General features: G+C 63.0%; 23 protein-coding genes and 1 tRNA gene. 16 read left to right on the top strand and 8 right to left on the bottom strand.

The window, feature by feature from the left end; translation table 11 throughout:
• Positions 1-50: 50 nt before the first annotated feature.
• The 3 genes from G6N73_RS02500 to G6N73_RS02510 all read left to right on the top strand — a co-directional run bounded on the left by G6N73_RS02500 (position 51) and on the right by G6N73_RS02510 (position 2457).
• Positions 51-686: a TetR/AcrR family transcriptional regulator gene (locus G6N73_RS02500; RefSeq protein ID WP_165022911.1), complete on the top strand. Its 636-nt coding sequence runs from the start codon at positions 51-53 to the stop codon at positions 684-686.
• Between the two features lie 289 nt (positions 687-975).
• Positions 976-1995 carry a ketol-acid reductoisomerase gene (gene ilvC / locus G6N73_RS02505; protein ID WP_008837000.1) on the top strand — a complete coding sequence of 340 codons (1020 nt, stop codon included), beginning with the start codon at positions 976-978 and terminating at the stop codon, positions 1993-1995.
• A gap of 171 nt (positions 1996-2166) precedes the next feature.
• Positions 2167-2457 carry a PilZ domain-containing protein gene (locus G6N73_RS02510; protein ID WP_165022916.1) on the top strand — a complete coding sequence of 97 codons (291 nt, stop codon included), beginning with the start codon at positions 2167-2169 and terminating at the stop codon, positions 2455-2457.
• A gap of 62 nt (positions 2458-2519) precedes the next feature.
• Here the strand turns inward: G6N73_RS02510 and G6N73_RS02515 are convergent, their stop codons facing one another.
• Positions 2520-3023: a BA14K family protein gene (locus tag G6N73_RS02515; RefSeq protein ID WP_165022918.1), complete on the bottom strand. Its 504-nt coding sequence runs from the start codon at positions 3021-3023 to the stop codon at positions 2520-2522.
• A gap of 165 nt (positions 3024-3188) precedes the next feature.
• Here G6N73_RS02515 and G6N73_RS02520 point away from each other — a divergent pair, with 165 nt between their 5' ends.
• From G6N73_RS02520 to G6N73_RS02535, 4 genes are all read left to right on the top strand, one after another.
• Positions 3189-4304, top strand: a complete 1116-nt coding sequence (locus G6N73_RS02520; protein WP_165022921.1) for an endonuclease/exonuclease/phosphatase family protein — start codon at positions 3189-3191, stop codon at positions 4302-4304.
• Positions 4305-4317: 13 nt separating this feature from the next.
• Complete coding sequence (locus G6N73_RS02525) at positions 4318-5034, top strand: hypothetical protein (RefSeq protein ID WP_165022924.1); 717 nt, start codon at positions 4318-4320, stop codon at positions 5032-5034.
• Positions 5035-5229: 195 nt separating this feature from the next.
• The gene (locus G6N73_RS02530) at positions 5230-6138 is read left to right on the top strand and encodes a PhzF family phenazine biosynthesis protein (RefSeq protein WP_165022927.1); all 909 of its coding nucleotides are present in this window, start codon (positions 5230-5232) and stop codon (positions 6136-6138) included.
• Between the two features lie 104 nt (positions 6139-6242).
• Positions 6243-6318 (top strand) — tRNA-Lys (locus tag G6N73_RS02535).
• A gap of 226 nt (positions 6319-6544) precedes the next feature.
• Here the strand turns inward: G6N73_RS02535 and G6N73_RS02540 are convergent.
• Complete coding sequence (locus G6N73_RS02540) at positions 6545-6775, bottom strand: hypothetical protein (protein WP_165022929.1); 231 nt, start codon at positions 6773-6775, stop codon at positions 6545-6547.
• A 351-nt stretch (positions 6776-7126) separates the two neighbouring features.
• Between G6N73_RS02540 and G6N73_RS02545 the strand changes: the two genes are divergently transcribed.
• From G6N73_RS02545 to G6N73_RS02560, 4 genes are read left to right on the top strand one after another with little or no spacing between them, the layout of a single operon-like run.
• Positions 7127-7861 carry a PIG-L deacetylase family protein gene (locus G6N73_RS02545; RefSeq protein WP_165022932.1) on the top strand — a complete coding sequence of 245 codons (735 nt, stop codon included), beginning with the start codon at positions 7127-7129 and terminating at the stop codon, positions 7859-7861.
• Positions 7858-8532: a 4-carboxy-4-hydroxy-2-oxoadipate aldolase/oxaloacetate decarboxylase gene (locus tag G6N73_RS02550; RefSeq protein ID WP_165022935.1), complete on the top strand. Its 675-nt coding sequence runs from the start codon at positions 7858-7860 to the stop codon at positions 8530-8532. Before G6N73_RS02545 ends, G6N73_RS02550 begins: the two co-directional genes overlap by 4 nt.
• 43 nt (positions 8533-8575) lie before the next feature.
• Positions 8576-9454, top strand: a complete 879-nt coding sequence (locus tag G6N73_RS02555) for an NAD(P)-dependent oxidoreductase (RefSeq protein WP_165022940.1) — start codon at positions 8576-8578, stop codon at positions 9452-9454.
• Between the two features lie 10 nt (positions 9455-9464).
• On the top strand, positions 9465-10529 hold the full coding sequence (locus G6N73_RS02560; RefSeq protein WP_165022943.1) for a 4-oxalomesaconate tautomerase: 1065 nt from the start codon (positions 9465-9467) through the stop codon (positions 10527-10529).
• A gap of 48 nt (positions 10530-10577) precedes the next feature.
• On the opposite strand, the gene G6N73_RS02565 is transcribed toward G6N73_RS02560, so the two are convergent.
• From G6N73_RS02565 to G6N73_RS02575, 3 genes are read right to left on the bottom strand one after another with little or no spacing between them, the layout of a single operon-like run.
• Positions 10578-11873: a TRAP transporter large permease gene (locus G6N73_RS02565; protein ID WP_165022946.1), complete on the bottom strand. Its 1296-nt coding sequence runs from the start codon at positions 11871-11873 to the stop codon at positions 10578-10580.
• Complete coding sequence (locus G6N73_RS02570; RefSeq protein WP_165022949.1) at positions 11870-12370, bottom strand: TRAP transporter small permease; 501 nt, start codon at positions 12368-12370, stop codon at positions 11870-11872. The genes G6N73_RS02565 and G6N73_RS02570 overlap by 4 nt, the downstream gene beginning before the upstream one ends.
• A gap of 15 nt (positions 12371-12385) precedes the next feature.
• Positions 12386-13393, bottom strand: coding sequence for a sialic acid TRAP transporter substrate-binding protein SiaP (locus tag G6N73_RS02575; protein ID WP_206078625.1), 1008 nt, complete (start codon positions 13391-13393; stop codon positions 12386-12388).
• Between the two features lie 141 nt (positions 13394-13534).
• On the opposite strand from G6N73_RS02575, the gene G6N73_RS02580 reads away from it, so the two are divergent.
• Genes G6N73_RS02580 through G6N73_RS02600 form a run of 5 tightly spaced genes read left to right on the top strand, consistent with a single transcriptional unit; the run spans position 13535 to position 17969 of the window.
• Positions 13535-14434, top strand: coding sequence for a dihydrodipicolinate synthase family protein (locus tag G6N73_RS02580; RefSeq protein ID WP_165022952.1), 900 nt, complete (start codon positions 13535-13537; stop codon positions 14432-14434).
• Positions 14431-15096, top strand: coding sequence for a GntR family transcriptional regulator (locus G6N73_RS02585; RefSeq protein ID WP_165022955.1), 666 nt, complete (start codon positions 14431-14433; stop codon positions 15094-15096). The genes G6N73_RS02580 and G6N73_RS02585 overlap by 4 nt, the downstream gene beginning before the upstream one ends.
• Positions 15097-15141: 45 nt before the next feature.
• Entirely contained in the window at positions 15142-16134 is a 993-nt protein-coding gene (locus tag G6N73_RS02590; RefSeq protein WP_165022958.1) for a sialic acid TRAP transporter substrate-binding protein SiaP, read from the top strand.
• 54 nt (positions 16135-16188) lie between these two features.
• The gene (locus G6N73_RS02595; protein WP_165022961.1) at positions 16189-16686 is read left to right on the top strand and encodes a TRAP transporter small permease; all 498 of its coding nucleotides are present in this window, start codon (positions 16189-16191) and stop codon (positions 16684-16686) included.
• The gene (locus G6N73_RS02600) at positions 16683-17969 is read left to right on the top strand and encodes a TRAP transporter large permease (RefSeq protein WP_165022964.1); all 1287 of its coding nucleotides are present in this window, start codon (positions 16683-16685) and stop codon (positions 17967-17969) included. The genes G6N73_RS02595 and G6N73_RS02600 overlap by 4 nt, the downstream gene beginning before the upstream one ends.
• 24 nt (positions 17970-17993) lie before the next feature.
• Here G6N73_RS02600 and G6N73_RS02605 read toward each other — a convergent pair whose 3' ends face one another.
• The 3 genes from G6N73_RS02605 to G6N73_RS02615 form a co-directional block, all read right to left on the bottom strand.
• Positions 17994-18971 (bottom strand): catechol 2,3-dioxygenase, encoded by a 978-nt coding sequence (locus tag G6N73_RS02605; RefSeq protein ID WP_165022967.1) that lies wholly within the window; start codon positions 18969-18971, stop codon positions 17994-17996.
• 95 nt (positions 18972-19066) lie between these two features.
• Positions 19067-20470 (bottom strand): vanillate/3-O-methylgallate O-demethylase, encoded by a 1404-nt coding sequence (ligM, locus tag G6N73_RS02610; RefSeq protein WP_165022970.1) that lies wholly within the window; start codon positions 20468-20470, stop codon positions 19067-19069.
• A complete protein-coding gene (locus tag G6N73_RS02615; protein ID WP_246251577.1) occupies positions 20457-21377 on the bottom strand; it encodes a methylenetetrahydrofolate reductase in 921 nt (306 codons plus the stop codon). The genes ligM and G6N73_RS02615 overlap by 14 nt, the downstream gene beginning before the upstream one ends.
• Between the last annotated feature and the right edge of the window lie 33 nt (positions 21378-21410).

The following is a 21410-nucleotide window of genomic DNA, read 5'->3' on the forward strand; positions in this document are numbered from 1 at the left end:
ACCGTAACGTACGGTACGGCGGGTCGCGATCTGCCGAACGCAGGCAGGATATGCAGGCAAGCCTTGAAATTGATGGCGGCGGCGAGCTGACGGAACGTCAAAAGGACGTTCTGAATGCGGCTCTGCGCCTGCTCGTCGAGGAAGGCGACCGGCTGACCATGACGGCCGTCGCGCGCCGCGCCAGCTGCTCCAAGGAAACGCTCTACAAATGGTTCGGCGACCGCGATGGGCTGCTCATCGCTACGGTACAGTGGCAGGCGTCGAAGGTGCGCGTCGCGCCGGTCGATCGCGCCCGCATCGACCTGCCGTCGCTAACGGCGAGCCTGGAAGGTTTTGCTTCCGACTGGCTGAGCGTGATCTCGTCGGAAACCTCGATTGCGCTCAACCGGGTGGCGATCGCCCGCGCCGGATCCGACGGCCACGGGCTCGGCGCAATCGTGCTCGACAATGGCCGCATAGCCTTGGCGCGGCGGCTGAAGCCGGTGCTGGAAGCGGCGCGCGGCAAGGGCCTGCTCGCATTCGACGACGCCGAGACGGCGTTCCGGAGCTTTTTCGGGCTGGTCGCCCGCGACGTGCAGATCCGGCTGCTGCTCGGCGACAGGCTGAAATTGACCGAGGCGGAGATCGGCCGCGACGCGGCGCTGGCGACGCGGCAGTTTCTGGCGCTTTATGGGGGCGAGAGATGATGGTGCGTCCTTTGAGGCTCGCCCATGGAAGTCTGGCGCTTAATCACCAGTGCAGTGCGGGCTCGCACCTCAGGATGAGGAGCGGCGTGCCTGCGAAGGCCAATCATGGCGGTTGGCGCCAATCCTTGGGGGCACGCCGTTGACGATTTGCGGTCCGGGCACACCCTCCCTCATCCTGAGGTGCGAGCCTGCAGGACGCCGTGCAAATTCAGCACCTTTCCTTCCGGGGGCGAGCCTCGAAGGACGCGTTGAACCGAGATACTGGATCTAAACAAAGGAAGGAAACAACATGCGCGTTTATTACGATCGTGACGCCGATCTCAACCTTATCAAGGGCAAGAAGGTCGCCATCATCGGCTATGGCAGCCAGGGCAGGGCGCATGCGCTCAACCTCAAGGATTCGGGCGCCAAGGAACTCGCGGTCGGCCTGAAGGCAGGCTCCGCCACGGCCAAGAAGGTAGAAGCCGACGGCTTGAAGGTGATGAGCGTGGCGGAAGCCGCGAAGTGGGCCGACCTGATGATGATGGCGACGCCCGACGAGCTTCAGGCCGACATCTATCGCGACGAGATCGCTCCGAACATCCGCGACGGCGCTGCGATTGCCTTCGCGCACGGCCTCAACGTGCATTTCGGCCTGATCGAGCCGAAGAAGACGGTCGACGTTTTGATGGTCGCGCCGAAGGGCCCCGGCCACACGGTTCGCGGCGAATACCAGAAGGGCGGCGGCGTGCCGTGCCTGGTCGCCGTCCACCAGGACGCTTCGGGCAATGCACTCGAACTCGGCCTCAGCTACGCCTGCGGCGTCGGCGGCGGACGTTCCGGCATCATCGAGACCAATTTCAAGGAAGAGTGCGAGACCGACCTGTTCGGCGAGCAGGTCGTGCTTTGCGGCGGCCTGGTCGAACTGATCCGCGCCGGCTTCGAGACGCTGGTGGAAGCCGGCTACGCGCCGGAAATGGCCTATTTCGAGTGCCTGCACGAGGTGAAGCTGATCGTCGACCTGATCTATGAAGGCGGCATAGCCAACATGAACTACTCGATCTCCAACACCGCCGAATGGGGCGAATACGTCTCGGGTCCGCGCATCATCACCGCCGAGACCAAGGCCGAGATGAAGCGCGTGCTGAATGACATCCAGACCGGCAAGTTCACCTCGGAATGGATGCAGGAATACCGTTCTGGCGCCGCCCGCTTCAAGGGCATCCGCCGCATGAACGACAGCCACCAGATCGAGGAAGTCGGCGAGAAGCTGCGCGCAATGATGCCGTGGATCTCCAAGAACAAGCTGGTCGACAAGGCGAAGAACTGAGGGAACTGCTGGGGGACAGTTTACTTTCTTGCCGCAGAAGGGCGGGGCGGTTTGCGCATTCGCGCGGGCGGCAAAAAGTAAACTGTCCCCTCGGGCCACCTGTGCCGACGTGGCACAGCCTGTGTGGCACGCCTTTCGCATCGCGCAGCCTGTCATCCAAGGAGGTGTGCGATGAACCCGATCACCGAGAAGTCCATTGGCGTAGACGGGCGGGTATTTTCCGAACGCAGGGCGGCGTTGCGCCGCCGCGTGCTGAAGGGCGCGACGCTGACCTTCAACAGCGGCTTCAGCGCCTTCGAATGCGTCGTTCGCAACCAGTCGGCGGACGGTGCGCTGCTGTCCCTTGCCGAGACATTTTCGCTTCCGGCGCGGTTCGAAGTGCTGATCTCGGGCGAGGAAACACTGCGAAGGGCGCGGGTGCGCTGGCGATCGATGAATGCGGTTGGCGTGAAATTCGAATAGGAATCAAAACAGCGCCTCTTGCGAAGGCGCCGTTTTTGGCATCTGCCGGATGTCAGGCCGGTTCAGCTATAAGGCGACCAGCACTGCCGGCGCGGCCCGTTGTAGGGCTGGAAGGTGTTGTCGTAGGGCCTGTAGGACCGGTAGCGGTCGTAGCACCATCGCACATGGGCGCTCGACAGACGGCCGGAGCGGTACACCCGGCGCGGCGCATAATAGCGCGGTGCGTAGTAGCGCGGCTCATAGTACCGGTAGCCAGGGAATGAGAAGTCGAGATAGATGCTCGGCCGCCGATCGTAGCGGCGCCAGTTCCGCCGGAAATGGCGTCGATCGCGCCAGCGGTCCCCGTCCCTCCAGTGGCGCCGGGAACGCCAGCGGTCGCCGTCACCCCGGTGTCGCCGCCAGTACCGGCCATCCTGTATCAACGTTATTCCCGCGTCGGCCTGCGGCTGTACCGCCGGATTGAAGCCGGCGGCGATCGGAACCGCGAAGGCGGGAGCTGAAACGCCTGCTGCGACGCCGAGCGCGATCAGGCCCGAGCGAAGCAAGGACGAAAGGTTCGGTATCATTGTCTGTCTCCAGAAACGAAACGGTCGGCCCCACGCCCCCATTGTTCGATGGAGTAGGGACACATTGCCGTCTGACGGATGAACGGGGGATGAACGGAATGGTTCCGGCAGCACTCACGCTGTCTGCCCTTGTCATTGTCCTGCCGAGCGGGCAATGCTCGCGCCATGTCGCTGCGCCTTGCCACCTTCAACGTCGAGAACCTGATGAACAGGTTCGATTTTTCGGGCTTCCGCAACCAGTTGCATCAGGACCGGACGCTGGCGCTGTTCCATATCAAGGACGAGGCCGAATACCGGCTGCTCGAACAGGGCCGCGCCATCGCGCATGCCGACGACAATCGCCAACTGACGGCGCTGGCCATAGCCGAAACCCGCGCCGACATTCTGTGCCTGCAGGAAGTCGACAATATCGAGGCGCTAAAAGCCTTCGAATATGGCTATCTGTTCAAGATGGTCGGGCGCGGCTATCGCCACAAATACACCAGCACCGGCAATGATTCGCGCGGCATCGACGTGGCGGTGATGATGCGCGAAGAAACCGAAGACGGCCAACCGATCGAGTTCGTGCGCATGACCAGCCACGCCCACATCACCTACGCGGAACTCGGCCTGCACAATCCGCTGCTTTCGGAACTCGGCAACGAAGCGCATGAAAGAATATTCCGGCGCGACTGCCTGGAGATCGACGTCAAGGTCGGCGGAAGGCCGCTGACGATCTATTCCGTACATTTCAAGTCGATGGGATCGGCGCGCAACGGCGTTCCCGGTCGCGATTCCTCGATGCCGATCCGTGTGGCTGAGGCTACGGCAGTACGGCGGATCATCGAAAAACGCTTCGGCAAGGACCATGCCGGCAATCGCCACTGGGCCATCTGCGGCGACATGAACGATTACCGCCAGCGCGTGGTGATCGGCGGGAGCGACCATGGCGGATACGAGTTCGAAGTCGTCGACGAGACCGTGGAAACGAGCGTGGACGAGCTCGTGGCCGACGGCTTCTCCGAGAATGTCGTCGAAAGGCGGCCTGAACTCGACCGCTGGACGCTCTATCACACGCGCGGGCCGGAGGAGCGGCATCTCTGCCAGCTCGACTACATCCTGCTGTCGCCGGCGCTGGCGCGGCGCAATGCGCGCGCAATCCCCGAAATCATCCGGGGCGGCCAACCTTACCGGACCATCTTCCCGCCCGGCCAGGAGACCGGCCGCTATCCGCGCACCGGCTGGGACCGGCCCAAGGCATCCGACCATTGCCCGGTCGTCGTGACCCTGAACATCGCCTGAGCGGAGCGGGCTTGTGACCTTCGATATTCCGAGCAACCTCATCGTTCCGGTCGACGTGGTCGACGTCAGGCTCGATCCCGAGCCGCATCCCTTCGAGACGGTCAACGCGGCGGCTATCGAGGAGAACTGGCGCGCGGAGACGCGGGCCAATCCGTCTTTGTTTGACGGCACCGTCGTGCTTCTGTCGCGCCTCGCCTATGAAGGAGGACGCTTCGAGGGCCGCTGCCACGCCGTTCGCTACGCGACCTTCATGCATTGGCGGCGCGAACGCGCCAACACCGCGGCGGGACATGTCTTTGCGCATGCGATGCTGGTCTCGCGCGACAATGCGCTGGTCGCCATCCGCATGGCCGCTAACACCGTCAATGCCGGCCGCGTCTATTTCGCTGCCGGATCGTTCGAGCCGGTGGATTTCGCCGACGGCGCGGCCGATGTCGATTTCAACATGATTCGCGAGGTGGCTGAGGAAACCGGCTTGGACATTTCGTCCATCCCGCGTGGCGAACGTTATTATGCACTGTCGACCGAGCGCGGCACCGTGCTTTTTCGCCGCTATTTTTTGGACGAGAATGCCGATGAAGTTTCCCGGCGCATCGAGACGTTCGTAGCCGGCGAGCCGGATGCGGAGATCAGCGGACCGGTGATCATACGCGGCGCCGACGACCTGCCCGAGGGGCTGATGCCGCACATGAAGCCGCTCATCGAATGGCATTTTGCGGGGCAAGGCTGAACGCTACTCGGCCTGTAGCATGCCGGTCGAACCGAGCGCCGAACTTCGGCTTGAGAAATGCGGAGTTTCCGCTTCCGGCCGGTTGACAAGCGGGGCCGTGCCAGACCCTCATGCGTTACGAAATCCTTCTTGTCCGCAGGCCATGCCGATAAGGGGATTCCACCAGATTTGCTCATCTTGTGAGGCACGATTGCGATGCAGGGACGCCAATACGCAGTTTACGACGTGTTCACCGGGGAGCGGCTGGCCGGCAATCCGCTCGCCATAGTGCTCGATGCCGAGGGGCTCGACACTGCCGCCATGCAGCGCATAGCCGGCGAATTCAACCTTTCCGAGACGAGTTTCGTGACGCCGCCGCAGGACGGCTCGCACCGCGCTCGGGTACGCATCTTCACGCCGGTCTACGAGATGCCGTTTGCCGGCCATCCGACGGTCGGCACGGCGATAGCGCTGCACGAGGCCGAAGCGGGCGAGGGCGCCGCGATTTTCGTGCTGGAGGAGAATATCGGCCCGGTGCGCTGCGCCGTCACCGGAGGGAAGGCGGCAACGTTCGCCGAATTCGACCTGCCGCAATTGCCTGAAAAGCTGGCGCTCTCGGCGGATGCAGCAGCTATCGGCGCTGCGGTTGGCCTTGCGCCGCACGAGATCGGCTTCGAGAACCACCGCGTCGGCCTGTGGTCGGCCGGGGTACCCTATATCACCATTCCGGTTTCCGGCCTCGACGCGGCGCGGCGGGCGCGGCTCGACAACCAGGCGTGGCGGGAACTTTCGCCCGAACGTGGCGACGGCAAGAGGGCCAGCGCCTATGTCTATTGCCGCGAGACGGCCAGCAGGGACAACTCCTTCCACGCGCGCATGTTCGTGCCGGGCAATCCCTCCTACGAGGACCCGGCGACAGGCTCGGCGGCGGCGGCTTTCGCCGGCGTGATCATGCAGTTCGATGCGCCGACTGATGGGCCGTCGCGGTTCTGGATCGAGCAGGGCGTCGAGATGGGACGTCCCTCGCGCATAAGGCTGGAGATTGACGTCGAGAGTGGAGCCATGGCTGCGGCCCGCATCGGCGGCAATGCGGTGAAGGTGGCCGAGGGCGTGCTCTACGCGTGACCGAATGGCACATGCAGACGATTTGCCGCAAATGAACGTGCCGGGGGCTGGACAGTCCCCGGAGCTATGGCTATATCGCGCCTGCATCGGTCGTCCGATGGTGTGGGTGCGTAGCTCAGTTGGTAGAGCAGCTGACTCTTAATCAGCGGGTCACAGGTTCGATCCCTGTCGCACCCACCATTGACCGCTGGTATTTACTTATCTTTTCGCTCTGATGAGAGCATATCCCGGGTCCGGCGGTTTCCAATTCGGACCGACTGTTTCCAATTCGCATTCTGTTCCTGTTCCGGCGCGACCAGTCTCACGTCCTTCGACAGGCTCTCCAAAAGCTTCATTCCGTTCCTCGCCAGGGCCTCGAGGCTAACCTCGCCGCCGTAGTGGCGAAGCATTTGTTCGCTCGGCGCCGCTAGCGCTGTCGGCTCGGCGTCGAATTGCTGAGCGCCTCTGCGACGAAAGAAGCAGCAATCAGGTCATCGGCATTGAGCCGCAGGGAACCCGCTCCGCCTCCCATCAAAGCAGCGACCTTTTGGAAAGCTTTCATCTCGTCCTCGGTAACCTGGGCGCTTCGCATTTTCGATGCTAGGTCTGCGACGCGCACTTCTAGAATCTGGGAAGTTCCATTTTCCGTTTTGGCCATAGCGCTATCATCCTCCCACCATGGTTGCGACTGTTCGGATTGGGCTGCCAAGTCAGCACGAACTCGTAATCCGGTCGAAGGTTCCGAGGCGAGAAGTTCACTAAATGATACGAGCCTAAAGGATGTGGGAAGGAGGATTAGTCCACCTTGCAGATCACCTCCTAGCGGAGCGAAGCCACTCAAACTCCCATAGACAACCTTTGTTCCGTTAGGGGACGTTCGCGCTCCAGCTCTTGCGTGATTATAGGATCAGGGACGTTTCAGGCAGCCTGGGCCGATCAGGCGTGGAATGCTGGCGAAACAGAGCAGGCTCGGCCATGATGAAGTCCGAAAGTTTGAGGAGGAGCGGAAATGCCCCAGAAGACCGCACTGGTCGTCAGCGCGCATTCAGCGGATTTCGTATGGCGGGCCGGCGGAGCGATCGCCGCCCATGCCGAGCAAGGCTATGCGGTCACGGTCGTATGCCTGTCATTCGGCGAGCGCGGCGAGTCCGCCAAGTTGTGGCGCAAGGCCGGAATGACGCTCGAGGCGGTCAAGGCGGATCGCCGCCGCGAGGCCGAGAACGCCGCCAAAGCACTTGGCGTGCACGATATCCGGTTCTACGACCTCGGCGATTATCCGATGCACATCACTCCGGATGCGTTCGACAAACTGGTCGATCTCTACCGCGAAATCCGGCCGGAGTTCATGCTGACGCATTCGCGGCAAGACCCTTATAATTTCGATCACCCGATGGCGACCGAGTTCGCGCAGCATGCGCGGGTCATCGCCCAGGCGCACGGGCACAAGCCGGGACAAGCGGTTCTTGGCGCGCCTCCGGTCTATCTTTTCGAGCCGCACCAGCCTGAACAGTGTAACTGGAAGCCAAACTTCCTGCTCGACATCACCGCGGTCTGGGAGAAGAAGCTGGCCGCCATCAAGTGCATGGAGGGGCAGGAGCACCTTTGGGAATATTATACCCGCGCCGCGCTGCAGCGCGGCGCGCAGGCCTCCCGCAACTCCGACTACAAGATCACTTATGGCGAGGGATACGAGGCGGTTTTCCCGCACGTCACCGGCACGCTTGGCCATGGAGCGCTGGCATGAACGTCGTTCGCCGAAACATTGCCCGAGCCGAGCCCGCAATCGTCGATGCACTGGCCGAGTGCGGCGTCGCAACCGTACATGAAGCCATGGGCCGCGTTGGCCTGATGCAGTCGCATATGCGTCCGATCTGGCGCGGCGCGCGCATTGCAGGCAGCGCTGTCACGGTTTCGACACCGCCGGCCGACAATTGGATGATCCATGTCGCGGTGGAACAGTGCCGGGACGGTGACATTCTGGTCGTCGCGCCGACCTCGCCGAGCGACGCCGGCTATTTCGGCGAACTTTTGGCGACATCTCTAAAGGCGCGCGGCGTTCGTGGTCTGATCATCGAAGCGGGCGTGCGCGACGTGATTGAACTCGAGGAGATGGGCTTTCCGGTCTGGTCCCGCTCGATATCGGCGCAGGGAACGGTGAAGGCGACGCTGGGCTCGGTGAACGTGCCGATCGTCTGTGCGGGAGCGCAAGTGAACCCGGGCGATGTGATCATCGCCGACGAGGACGGCGTGATGGTGGTGCCGCGCGAACATGCTAATCAGGCGCTGTCCGCTTCCCGGGATCGACTGGAGAAGGAGGCGCGCACGCGTGCACGTCTCGCTGCCGGAGAGCTGGGGCTCGACATCTACGGAATGCGTGATGCGCTCGCGGCGAAGGGTCTGAAATACATCGACTGATGCATGGGCCGGGTTGAGGAGCCCATCAGCGCCCGGAGGACAAATGACCACCATTGCTTTCATCGGATTCGGCGAAGCGGCGCAGTCGATCGCCGGAGGCCTGAACGGCCGGGCCGGATTGCAATTGACGGCTTTCGATCTGCGCTTCTGCGATCCGGCTGCAGCCGACACGCTCTCGCGCGCCGCGACCGAACGCGGCGTAACGCCCCTGGAGGACATTTCGGGAATCGGTTCGGCCGACGTGGTGATGTCGCTGGTCGTGGGCGCTGCGACGCGCAATGCCGCCGCTTCGGCCGCGCCGCATCTGTCAGACGGGGCGGTCTATATCGACCTGAACTCGGTAGGCCCCGAAACCAAGGCGTTAGCGGCGAAGGAAATCGCGCTAGGCAGGGGAAGCTTCGTCGAAGGCGCGGTGATGGCGCGCGTGCTTCCCTATGCCGAGAAGGTGCCGATCCTGGTGGCCGGAGAGCGCGCAGCTGAGATCGCCGAGCGCCTCAACGGTCTTGGAATGAATTTTGAGGCAGTAGGGGACAAGCCGGGGCAGGCGTCGGCGCTGAAGATGATTCGCTCCGTGATGATCAAGGGGATCGAAGCCCTCTTGATCGAGGCGCTGACCTCGGCCGAACGCGCCGGCGTGACCGAGCGCATCCTGGATTCCGTTCAGGAGACCTTCCCTGGCCTGAACTGGCGCGAGGTCGCCGACTATTATCTCTCCCGCACCTTCGAGCACGGCGCGCGGCGCGTCACCGAAATGACGGAGGCCGCCGAGACGATCGAGTCGCTTGGGCTGGAGCCGCATATGTCACGGGCGGCGTGCCGGACGATCGGAGCGGCTCATGCCGCAATGAAGGACAAGGGCCTGAGCGTCGAGGACGGTTATCGCGGTTTCGTGCCGGTGCTTTCCCGCTCCTTGGGCAAATAGGTGTTGCGACATGAACCCTGACGGCATTGTCTGCATGATGATGAGGGGCGGCACATCGAAGGGCGCCTACTTCCTCGCCGACGACCTGCCGGCCAACAAGGCCGCGCGAGACGCGCTCCTGCTGCGCATCATGGGCTCGCCCGATCCGCGTCAGATCGATGGCATCGGCGGCGCCGACCCGCTGACCAGCAAGGTGGCGGTCGTCCGCAAGTCCGAGCGGCCCGGCATCGACGTGGACTACCTTTTCCTGCAGGTGTTCGTAGATCAGGCGCTGGTGTCGGACAGCCAGAATTGCGGCAACATCCTTGCCGGCATCGGCGCCTTCGCCATCGAGCGCGGGCTTGTCAAGCCCGCCGAAAGCGAAACGCAGGTGCGCATCTATATGGAGAACACGGCGCAAACGGCTGTCGCGACAATCCGTACGGAGAATGGACGACCCGTCTATGATGGCGATGCCCGCATCGACGGCGTCCCCAATCCGGCTGCTCCTGTGTTTCTTAGCTTTGCGGACGCGGCCGGTTCCAGTTGCGGCGCGCTTCTGCCGACGGGCACGGCGCTCACGGAAATTGATGGCGTGGCTTGCACCCTGATCGACAACGGTATGCCGGTCGTCGTGATGCGGGCTTCCGATTTCGGGCTGACGGGATATGAAAGCAGGGCCGAACTGGAAGCCGTGGACGAGGTCAAGGCGCGGATCGAGAAGATCCGGCTGGCAGCCGGGCCGCTGATGAATCTTGGCGACGTGTCGCAGAAATCCGTGCCCAAGATGACGCTGGTCGCGCTACCGCAGCACGGCGGAGCGATCATGACGCGGAGTTTCATCCCCCATCGCGTGCATGCGTCGATCGGTGTGTTCGGCGCTCTGAGTGTCGCCACGGCGTGTCTGTTCCCCGAAAGTCCGGCTGCTGCCCTGGCAACGCTTCCGGACGGCGAGGAGAAGACTGTCACGGTCGAGCATCCGACCGGCCAGATGGATATATTGCTTCGGCTTGACGATACGCAACCCTACAGCCTGGGTCAGGCGTCGTTCGTGCGCACGGCGCGCAAATTGTTCGACGGCCGCGTATTTGCGTGACGGATTGTTGTCACCGTCCCTTGGCAAGGGTCCAGATCACGTCGCTACTCATCCCTGATATCCGAATTGCCGCGGAAGCCAGAGCGTAAGGTCGGGCGCCAGGATCAGGACAAGCAGCGCCAGGAACAGCGAGAGCATATAGGGGATGATCTCGCGCACGATCTCTCGGATCGGTATGCCCGTGGCTCCATTGATGACGAAAAGCAGCATGCCGTAGGGCGGCGTGATCAGTCCGATCATGACGTTCACCACCATCACCACGCCGAAATAGACCAGATCGATCCCCAGCACCCTGCAGGCCGGGATAAACAGCGGGACGATCACCAGGATGATGGTCGTGGCGTCGAGGATGCAGCCGAGCAGCAGGAACAGCAAATTGGCGAACAGCATGAAAGCCAGCGGCTGCAGGTCCAAATAGTCCAGCGTGGACGCGATCGAGGTCGGAACGTTCTCGGCCGCGACGATGTAGTTGAAGATAAGTGCGCTGCCGATGACGAGGCCGACTGAGGCCGAGGACCGCGCGCTTTCTGAAAACACGTTGTAGAGCGACGACCACGTCACTGAGCGGTAGAGGAAGGCTGCAATCAGCAGCGCATAGGCCGCGGCGACGGCGGCGGCTTCCGTAGGCGTCGTGGCGCCGCCATAGATTCCCGCCAGGAGGATGATCGGCATCAATAGGGCCGGCATCGCCCGGAAGGTGATCCCGGGCAATTTCCGCACCGGCACTTTCGTCTCCGGAGGAATATCGCGCTTGTGGGCGATCCATGTTGTTATCGCCATCATCACGACGGTCATGATGAGGCCCGGAACGACGCCACCAAGAAAGAGGTATCCGATCGAGGCATCGGAGACGAGCGCATACATAACCATCGGGATCGATGGCGGAATGATCGGCCCGATGGTTGCCGAGGCGGCGACCACTGCAGCGGCAAGGCCGGGCGAATAATGCCCGCTCTTGACCATCATGTTGATGGTGATTTTGCCGATACCGGCGGCGTCGGCGACCGCCGAGCCCGACATGCCGGAGAAGATCAGGCTGACCATGATGTCGACCTGCGCCAGCCCGCCGCGGAAGCGGCCGACCACGGCCTTGCAGAAGGCGAGCAGGCGGTCGCTGATCGCGCCCTCATTCATGATGTTGGCCGCGACGATGAAAAGCGGCACCGCCAGGATGATGAAGCTGTCGTAGATGCCCTGGATGATCTGCTCGGCAGCGAGCCCGAGATCCTGTCCGGCGATGGCAAGGTAGACGACAGCGGCGACGATCATCGAATGGGCGATCGGCGCGCCGATGCCGGCCAGCGCGAACAAAGTCACGAGGCAAAGGAGGAACGGGAGACTCATATGGTGGGAACCTCCGGCTGTTCCTCGGGCAGTTTTCCGCCACGCAGGAGCCGCCAAACTTCCCAGCCGCTGCGCACGATCACCGCTATGGCGAAAAGCGCATAGACGCTGAAGACAATGTCGAGGCGGATGCCGAGGGTGGGACTGCGCTTTATGCGATAAAAGGTGATGTAGTCCATGCTAGCCGGGAAGGACGCCAGAAACCCAGCAAAGAGCGCTGCGGCGGATGTGATCGCGAACCAGCGCCGGGTCCGGTAGCCGACCCAGTGATAGATCAAGTCGAAGCGGACCTGGTCGCGCTCGCCCAGCGTGAAGGCGCTGCCCCAGAACACGAGCCAAAGCCAAGTGGTGACGCAGACTTCCTGCGTCCAGCTCAACGGATTGTTGAACACGTATCGTGTTACGATCTGCAGTATGAAGGCGCAGAACATGGCGGCGAGCAGGCCCGCCGCCACATTGTCAGCCCGCGACCGCAGCCAGCCGATGGCTGCCCGCATCGAGGATACCTCCGGTCAGAGCGCGTTGATCTTGTCGACCATGCCTTCCGGCCAGGATTTGGAGATGTCGGACTCCAGATAGGCCTTCTGCACCTGCGTGCGGAACGCGTCGACGTCCGGCGTATAGACCTTCAGGCCCTGATCCTTGAAGAACTGTTCGAGCTCGCCTTCGAGCTTGAGCTGCCGCTGACGGCCAAGTTCGGCCGCATCGTCTGCTGCCTTCTGCACGGTCGCCTGCTGCTCCGGGGTCAGTTCGTCCCAGACCTTCTTGGAAAACGCCAGGTAGTTCAGATCGACAAGATGACTGGTCAGCACGATCTGCTTGGTGACCTCGTAGAATTTGGAATCCTTCGTCGAGGGCAGGGGGTTGTCCTGGCCATCGACCGCGCCTGTCTGCAACGCCGTGTAGATCTCGGTAAAGGCGATCGGCACCGGATTGGCGCCCAGCGCCGAGCCGAGGAACTGCCAGGCATCGGTCCCCGGCATACGCAGCTTGATGCCGGCCATATCCGCCGGCGTCTTGATCTCCTTGTCGACGCGCAGGTTGAGCTGGCGGCGACCGAGATACATCACCGTCAGGAGCTTGACGCCAAGCTCGTCCTCGACCTTCTTCTTCATGTCGTCCATGAAATCAGCGGCGAACACCTTCTTCTGATGCTCGGCGTCGCGATGCAGGTAGCCGGCGGCGAAAATCGACCATTCCGGGAAGATCGTGGCGAGTTCCTGCGCGGAGGCGATCGACATTTCGAGATTGCCGCGGGCGATCGCTTCGAGTTCGGTCCCCTGCTTGAACAGCGAAGCGTTCCAGTGCGGCTCGAAATCGGCAAAGCCGGCGACCGCCGGCCCGAAAACCTCGGTCAGCGAAACGGCGCGCTGATCGGTCGGTGTCGCCGGCGACGAGAGCCGGAGCTTGATCTTGTCCTGCGCGAATGCGCTGCCGAAGCCCAGGCCAAGTGTGGCGCCGGCCAATCCGAGTGCGGCCGCGCCCAATACGCCACGCCGGGTGACATTACTGCTGTTCATCTTTTCCTCCCTGGTAATCCCGTCCGGTCCCTTTGCCGGCGTGCATCGCATCAAAGTTACACAAGTCAAACGCCAACTCAAGCCTTGACGCATGGCAAAAACTCAGCAACATGTTAGCAACATACGGCTGCGTGGATACTCATGACAAAGAAAACGATTTTCGGCCTCTCGGCTGCAATGGTGACGCCTTTCGGAGCCGATGGCGCGGTCGACCTCAGACGCTTGACCATTCACGCCCGGCATGTGCTCTCATGCGGATGCGACACCATCACCCTGTTCGGGACCACCGGCGAAGGCTTCTCGATCGGAATGCGCGACCGCGCGTCCATGCTCGATGCCGTGTCGGCCGGCGTGGATGCCTCTCGCATCTATGCCGGCGTTTCCGCCACGGCCCTCGATGAGGCGGTCGAACAGTCGCGCCTTGCGCTCGATCACGGCGCCCGCGGCCTGCTTCTGGCGCCGCCCTACTATTTCAAGGACCCCGACGAGGACGGTCTCTACGCCTGGTTCTGCAGAGCCATCGAGGGGATCGGGGCGTCGGCGCGGGGCCTCATCCTCTATCACATTCCGGGCCAGACAGCCGTGCCGTTGTCGGTCGATCTTGTCGATCGGCTGAAGCGGGCGTTTCCCGGCGTCGTCAGCGGAGTCAAGGATTCTTCGGGGGACTGGGCGACGACGCAAGCGTTCCTGGCCGCCCATGGCGAACTCTCTATCCTGGTCGGCGACGAGCGGCAGCTTGCGCGCGCCATGGCCAAAGGCGCCGAGGGCTCGATTTGCGGCCTGGCGAACCTCCAGCCGGAGATGCTGCGCGCGCTGATCCATGATGGCAAGGACGATCCGCGCCTGGAGCCGCTAGTGAACCTGATCGTCTCCTACCCGGTGCTTCCCGCCGTCAAGGCGCTGGTCGCGCACATTCACGGCGACGAGGGCTTCGTGGCGATGCGCCCGCCTTTGACCGATCTGCCATATTCTCGACGGGTCGAGCTTGCCTCCGCCTTCGACGCCATTCTTGCAGGGGGAGCCATCCGGAAATCCGCATGAGCGAAGACGCGAACACGGAACCCCTCAAACTGCGCGAGCAGGCCTATGAAGGCTACACGCGCAGCCTGTTCGCGCGCGAGATCAAGCCCGGCCAGTTCATCACGCAGCGCCAGCTGGTGGCGATTACCGGGCTGCCGCTCGGCGCCATCCGCGAACTCGTGCCGCGGCTGGAGGCGGAGGGCCTGATCCGCACCGCGCCGCATCGCGGCATGCAGGTTCCGCAGGTCGACATCAATCTGGTGCGCAATGCTTTCCAGTTCCGGCTTTTCCTCGAGGAGCCCGCCGCCCGCATCTTTGCGCGCACGGCCCCGACCGAACTGATTGCCGAGCTGCGGCAGAGGCACGAGCGCGTCATCGCCCGTCATGTTTCCGGAGACGATAAGGACCTGATGGAGGAGGCGGAGGCCACCGATTTGATGCTACACGAGGCGATCATCGATCATCTCGGCAACGAGATCATCAGCAACGCGTACCGGGTGAACTGGATCAAGATCAAGCTGATCCGCCTCGCCGAGACGCGGCTCTATGTACCGATGATCCCTTCGGTGATGGGCGAGCATATGAGGATTATCGAAGCCATCGAGCGCCGCGACGAGGATGAAGCGGCGCGCGCCATTGCCGACCACATAGGAATTGCCCGGCGCAGGGCGGTCAACATTTGAGGAATACCGCCGTCGCCGCATGAGATCACCAGGGAGGAGAAGTCCATGAGCAGCTTGACCAGACGCCACTTCGTTGCCGGCAGCGCTATCGCGGCCGCCGGCGTATTCATGCCGACCGTGCTGCGCGCGCAGGCAACCACGATCCGCTGGGGCGAGATGCTGGCCACGACCCATCCGCAGGTGCAGATGGTCGACCGTATCGCCAACACGGCTCGGGAAAAGTCGGGCGGTCGCATCGATATCCAGAGCTTCCCCAATGGCCAGCTCGGCTCGGGCAAGGACATGATGGATTCCGTCGTTTCCGGAGCGCTGACCTTCACCACCGACGGGGCCGCCGCGCTCGGTGCGCTGCTGCCGCAGCTCTCTGTCATCGAGGCGCCGTATCTCTGGAGGGATGCCGCCCACATGTCGAAGGTCGGGGCCTCGCCGCAGTTCGCCGCGATGAACGACGACCTCGTCGCCAAACGAGGACTGCGCATGCTGGGCGTGACCTATTACGGCATACGTCACCTCACCACCGGCGCGAAGGAAGTGAAGACCGTCGCGGACATGGCGGGCTTCAAGCTGCGCGTTCCGCCGGTCGACACCTTCCGGGCCATGGCCGAGGCTTGGGGCGCGAAAGCGACGCCCATCAATTTCAACGAACTCTATCTCGCATTGAGCCAGGGAGCCGTCGACGGCCAGGAGAATCCGCTGCCGACGATCGCCAGTGCGAAGCTACAGGAAGTGCAGAAATATCTGGTCCTGACCGGCCACATCATCACGCCGCGCCTGATCATCGCCAACGAGGCGGCGCTCCAGGCGATCGATCCGGCCGACCGCGCCATCCTCGACGAGGCCATCGCCGAGGCCATCACCTGGCAGGACGCGGAACTGGCGAGGCAGGAGGCGGAACTCCTTGGCACGTTGAAGGGAGCCGGGATGACGGTGATCGAGCCCGACGTGGAAAGCTTCCGCAAGCCTGTGCTCGAAAAGGTGCCGCCCCTGTTCGAAGAGAAATGGGGCAAGGGCACATGGGATGCCCTGGCCGCGCTCTGACGCCTCGCATGGGCGCCGCGAGATAGCGCGGCCCCATGATCGACGAGAGATTTGATGCTTGAGATCGCCGGCAGGATATCGGACCGACTTGTCGAGGCCGCAGCCGTCGTGCTGCTGCTGACCATGCTGGCGACCGTCTCTCTCGGCGTGGCCTTCCGCCTCGCCGGGGAGCCGCTCGCCTGGTCGGATGAACTGGGGCAGTACCTGCTCGTCTGGACTGCTTTTGCGGGCTGGATCATCGCGTCGCGCCGGCGCTCGCACATTCGGATCGGCCTGATTGTTGACCGCCTGAAAGGCCTGCCGCGGCGGCTGGTGGAGGTGGTGATTCAGCTGCTGGTCGCAGCGCTCGGCGTCATTCTGCTGATCAAGAGCTTCGGCCTGATCGGGCGCAATACCGACGTTGAATGGGTGAGCCTGCCGCTTTCGGTCGCGCTGGTCTACATACCGATGCCGATTGCGGGGATGGCGGTTATTTTCCAGGCAGTGCTGCAAGCCATCGAGGCGCTGCTCGGCGAGGTCAAGGCTGATGCCAGCCAGGAATTGCTGCTTTGACCGCCTCGATGCTGCAGATACTGGTGGTGTGGTTCGCCGCGCTGATGTTCGGCGTGCCGATGTTCGCCTCCATGGGGCTCGCTGCTTTCGCCTTCGTCGCCCTGAACGGCATGCCCATCGATATCGTGCCGCAGAAGATCGCGCAATCCGTCAACTCTTTCCCGCTGCTGGCCGCGCCGCTGTTCATTCTGATGGGCAACATCATGAACTCGGCCGGCATTACCGACCGCATTTTCACCTTCGCCACCGCCTGTGTCGGCTGGGTCCGGGGCGGTCTTTGCCACGCCAACATCCTGGCCAGCGTCATCTTCGCTGGCATGTCCGGCTCGGCCGTGGCCGATGCCGGCGGCGTCGGGTCGCTCGAAATCCGCGCCATGAAGAAGGAAGGCTACGACCCGGAGACCGCCGCAGCGATCACTGCGGCGTCGGCGACAATCGGCCCGATCATTCCGCCATCCCTGCCCATGGTCATCTACGGCGTCAGCGCCGACGTCTCGATCGGCGGCCTGTTTCTGGCGGGCGTGGTTCCTGGCCTGCTGATGGCAGGCGCGCTTTCGGCGATGGTGACCGCCGTCGCCACCCGGCGCGGCATGGCGCGGCATCCGTTTCCCGGTTTCGGCGATCTGTGGCGCGCCTATCGCCGGGCGCATTGGGCGCTGATGACGCCCGTCATCCTGTTTGGCGGTATGATGGCGGGCATCATGACACCGACGGAAGCGGCCGCGATCGCCACCGTCTATGCGCTGTTTCTAGGGCTCTTCATCTACCGCGAATTCGATATACGGGAATTGCCGAAACTGGTCGTCGATACGGTGGAGACGACCGGACTGGTGCTGGCCCTGGTGATGACCGCGGCAGCACTTGCCTGGTGCCTTTCCATCGCCCGCATCCCGCAACTGGTGACGCCGCTGATCGTCGATTCCATCGGCCATCCGCTGCTGTTCCTGCTGGTCGTCAATCTCGTTCTTATTTTCATCGGCTGCTTCATGGAAGCGCTGGCCGCGATGCTTATCCTCATTCCGATCCTGACGCCGGTCGCGGCGCAACTGGGCATCGACCCGATCCAGTTCGGCCTGATCTTCGTGCTCAACCTGATGATCGGAACGATAACGCCGCCGGTGGGCGTGGTGCTCTTCATCACATCGAAGATCGCCGGCATCAGCTTCGAGGCGATGTCGCGCGCCATCGTGCCCTGGATGATTCCGCTCCTGGCTGTCCTTGCCGCGGCGTCGCTCTGGCCGCCCCTGACCACCTTTCTGCCCAACTACTTCCTGGGCAGATGATCGGCTGGCCCCGCCGTGAGCCTCCTATTTTGAGGTCTCCACCGGCGGCGTGCCGTGGGAATGAAAACTCGGGATCGTCTTCAGCCCCCACGCTTGACCCTTCTTCCGCTCGGCCTCGGTCCAGGTGATCGGCTGCCAGTCCGGCTGCAGGATAAGCCGGGCGCCGGCATTCGCCACCTCGACCCGGTTGCCGGCCGGCTCGTAGACATAGAGGAAGAAGGTGCCCTGGATTGCGTGCTTGTGCGGGCCGGTCTCTATGAAGACGCCATTCTCGAGGAAGATGTCGGCGGCGCGCAGCACGTCGTCGCGCTGGTCGACAGCATAGGTGATGTGGTGGAAACGGCCATGCGCGCCGGAATGGTCCTCGGTCACGGCCATGTCGTAGCTTTTGTTGTTGACCGTGAACCAGCAGCCGCCGAGGCGGCCATTGTCGAGCCTGATCTGCTCGGTCACGCGGCTGCCGAGCGCGCCGATCATGAAGTCGCGCATCTGCGAAACGTCAGTCGCGAGCAGGTTGAAATGGTCGAGCCGGCGCACCGCCGCGCCGCGGCCATGGAAGCGTTGGGCGACGTTCTTCAGCGCCGGCCGCTCGCCCTCCGGCGGCTCGTATTTGCGGGTGTCGTAGTAGAGTTCGAAGACCTGGCCGTCGGGGCTTCTGAAACGATAGGCCCGGCCATGGCCGAGGTCGCCTTCGTTCCAGCCGATCCCGCAGCCCATTGCCTCGATGGCGGCCACCCGGCGCTCCAGCGCCGCCGGCGATGAGGTCCGGTAGCCGACATGGGCCATCCCTGTAGTGTTCGAAGCCGTCAGCTTCAAGGTGTGGAATTCGTAGTCGTCCCAGCCGCGCAGATAGACGGAATCGCCCTCACGGCCGCTTTCCGTCAGGCCGTAGACATTGACGAAGAAGTCGAGGCTTTCCTCGGGCCTGTTCGTCAGCAGTTCGAGATGGCCGAGATGCGCTACGTCGAAGCAGGGCTCTTCTGTCAATTGGTTGCTCTTCATCGATGGCTTCCGAGCGGGATCCATGCAAGTTCTGTATACATTAATCCGCAAACGACGGCACGCGCGCCCACGGGGCGCGCGTGCCGTCGACGCTGCTACTCCGCCGGCTGGCGCGTGCGCCAGCTTTCGGCATAGTTCTCGCGCACTTCGCGCGAATATGGAGCCGGCGAGACCTTGACCCGGATTTCGGTCTGCTTGTGCGGCTCCACAGTCGTCTTCTTCGTGCCGCCATTCTCTTCACCCCAGACGAGCGTCAGCACATCGCCGATCTGGATATCGGGGTCGATGATGCCAAGCGACAGGTATGAGCGCTCATTATAGGAGTAGCCGGCGAACATCGAGAGGCCAACCATCTTGCTGCCGTTCAGAACCATGTCGTAATTGGCGGACGCGTAGTTGGCGTTCGGCACGTCGATATATTTGTAGTTCTCGATGCCCGGCTCGAAGAACGAGCGGAATACCTTCGCCACGTCGTCTGCGTTCCACGCGAAGGTGACCTTCTTGCGGTGCGGCTTGCCGGCGATCTTCTCCAGCGCCTCGCGCCCGATGAAATCGTGGTCGAACTTCACGAACGGGCCGTAACCGAGTTCGTAAGGCGTGAGGTAGTAGTCCTCGATGTTCTCCGAGGCGAAGCTGCCGCCGATCGAACCGCCAAGGCCCTCATAGCCCTGGGCCGGCAGATATTGGCGATAGGATTTCATCCGCTCGTCAGTGTAGACGGCCGGCAGAGGCGAGGGGATCCAGCCCGATTCCAGCGTGTTGGTGGCGTAGGCGCGCGAGCCGCACAGCCGCATGCCGAATTCCTTGCCCGCTTCGAAGATCGTATTGCGGATTTCTTCCGCCTCCTCGTATGGACCCCAGACTTCGAGCCCGGGCGCGCCGGACATGCCGTGGCGCAGGCATCGCACCTTGCGGCCGCCGATGTTGATCGCATCCATCGTGAAGAACCTGACGTCGGGGATCGGGCCGCCATTAACCTTCTCCAGTATCTTCCAGGCGTTCGGTCCCTGCACCTGATAGCGGTAGCGCTTGCGGAACACGGCTTTCGGTCCGGGCCGCGCGGGCGAGCGGTCGTCCCGCTCCATCTGGACATTGTAGCCGCCGGTCTTGCCGTGGAACTCGACCCAGTTGATTGTCGGAACACGACCGACGATCAACAGCTGGTTCTGGGCGAGATTGAACAGGATCACATCGCCGATGACGTGACCGCTGTAGCTCGTCGGCACGAACTGCTTGGCGCGGTTCACCGGGAAATTGGTGAAGCTGTTGATGCCGAGATGCGAGACGAGCTTCAGCGCGTCCGGCCCTTCGATCATCAGCTCGGCCATGTGGTGGGTCTGATCGAACAGCACCGCCGTGTTGCGCCAGGCCCACTGCTCGTCGCGCCAGCTGGTGAATTCGTTGGGGACCACCGGATAGATGTAGGCTCCGATCTGGGAATTGCGGAGCATGTCGACGGTGTTGTCGGTTTCGCTCAGCAGTTGTTCAAGATTCTTCATGGCTCATACCTCCCTGATGCCTCGAATTGATTGTTGGCTGTACAGCAGCGTTCCTGCCGTCCTCGATCTGGCTATTCGCCCATTCGATCGATTGTTCCGGTGCGCCGAATGTGAAGAAGTGGGCGCCCTCAAAGCGCAGCGACGGGTCGTCGCGATGGGCGAGGGCGATCGCCGTCAGCAATTTTTCGGGTGTTTCGGCGCGGAGAAGGCCGCCCAGCAGTTGCCTGCGCTCGGTCAAGGCGCGCAACGACGCGCCGACGCCGCAGCGTATCGCATATTTCACCAATTTGGCGCGCTGGGCAGGGCCGGCGACGCCGATCCGCAAGGGCGCCGAAACGCCCGCGGCCCGAAGCTCGCGCGCGAAGTCCAGCACCGGCTCCGGCTTGAACGCGAACTGGCTCACAAGGCGCGCTGCAAGGCCCCTTTCCGCGATGGCGGCGAGCTTTGCTTCCAAAGCATCCTGCAGCACCTGGTTTGCAATGCGCGGATGGCCTTCGGGATAACAGCCGATCGCGATCTGCCGGATGCCATGCCGCTCGAACGATCCGGTCCGGATCAGTTGCAGGCTTGCGTCGAATTCACCCGTGGGCCGGTCATGGTCACCGCCGAGGGCCAGAACGCGGTCCACTCCCGCTTCGTCAGCCAGCCGACCGACCAGATCGTCGAATTCACGGCGGTCGCGAATCTTGCGCGCGACGATATGGGGGACGGGGACCAGTTCGGCCCGGTGCAATCGAGCGGCGGCAGCCACCAGCATATCGGGGCTATCCTTCGGCAGATTGGCGATGAACACCTCCGTGCCCGGCGGCAAGCGATGCACCGCTGCGTCGGCGTCACGCGCGGTGACTTCGACGGAGTAGTTTCCGAGGAACCGCGCCAGCACCGCATGGTCCGAAGTGCCGGCCATTCGGTTCATATCTGCGCGAGCGGGCGACCAGTT

It is taken from the genome of Allomesorhizobium camelthorni, from assembly GCF_011045125.1.
In the GTDB taxonomy this organism is placed as follows: Bacteria; Pseudomonadota; Alphaproteobacteria; order Rhizobiales; family Rhizobiaceae; genus Allomesorhizobium; species Allomesorhizobium camelthorni.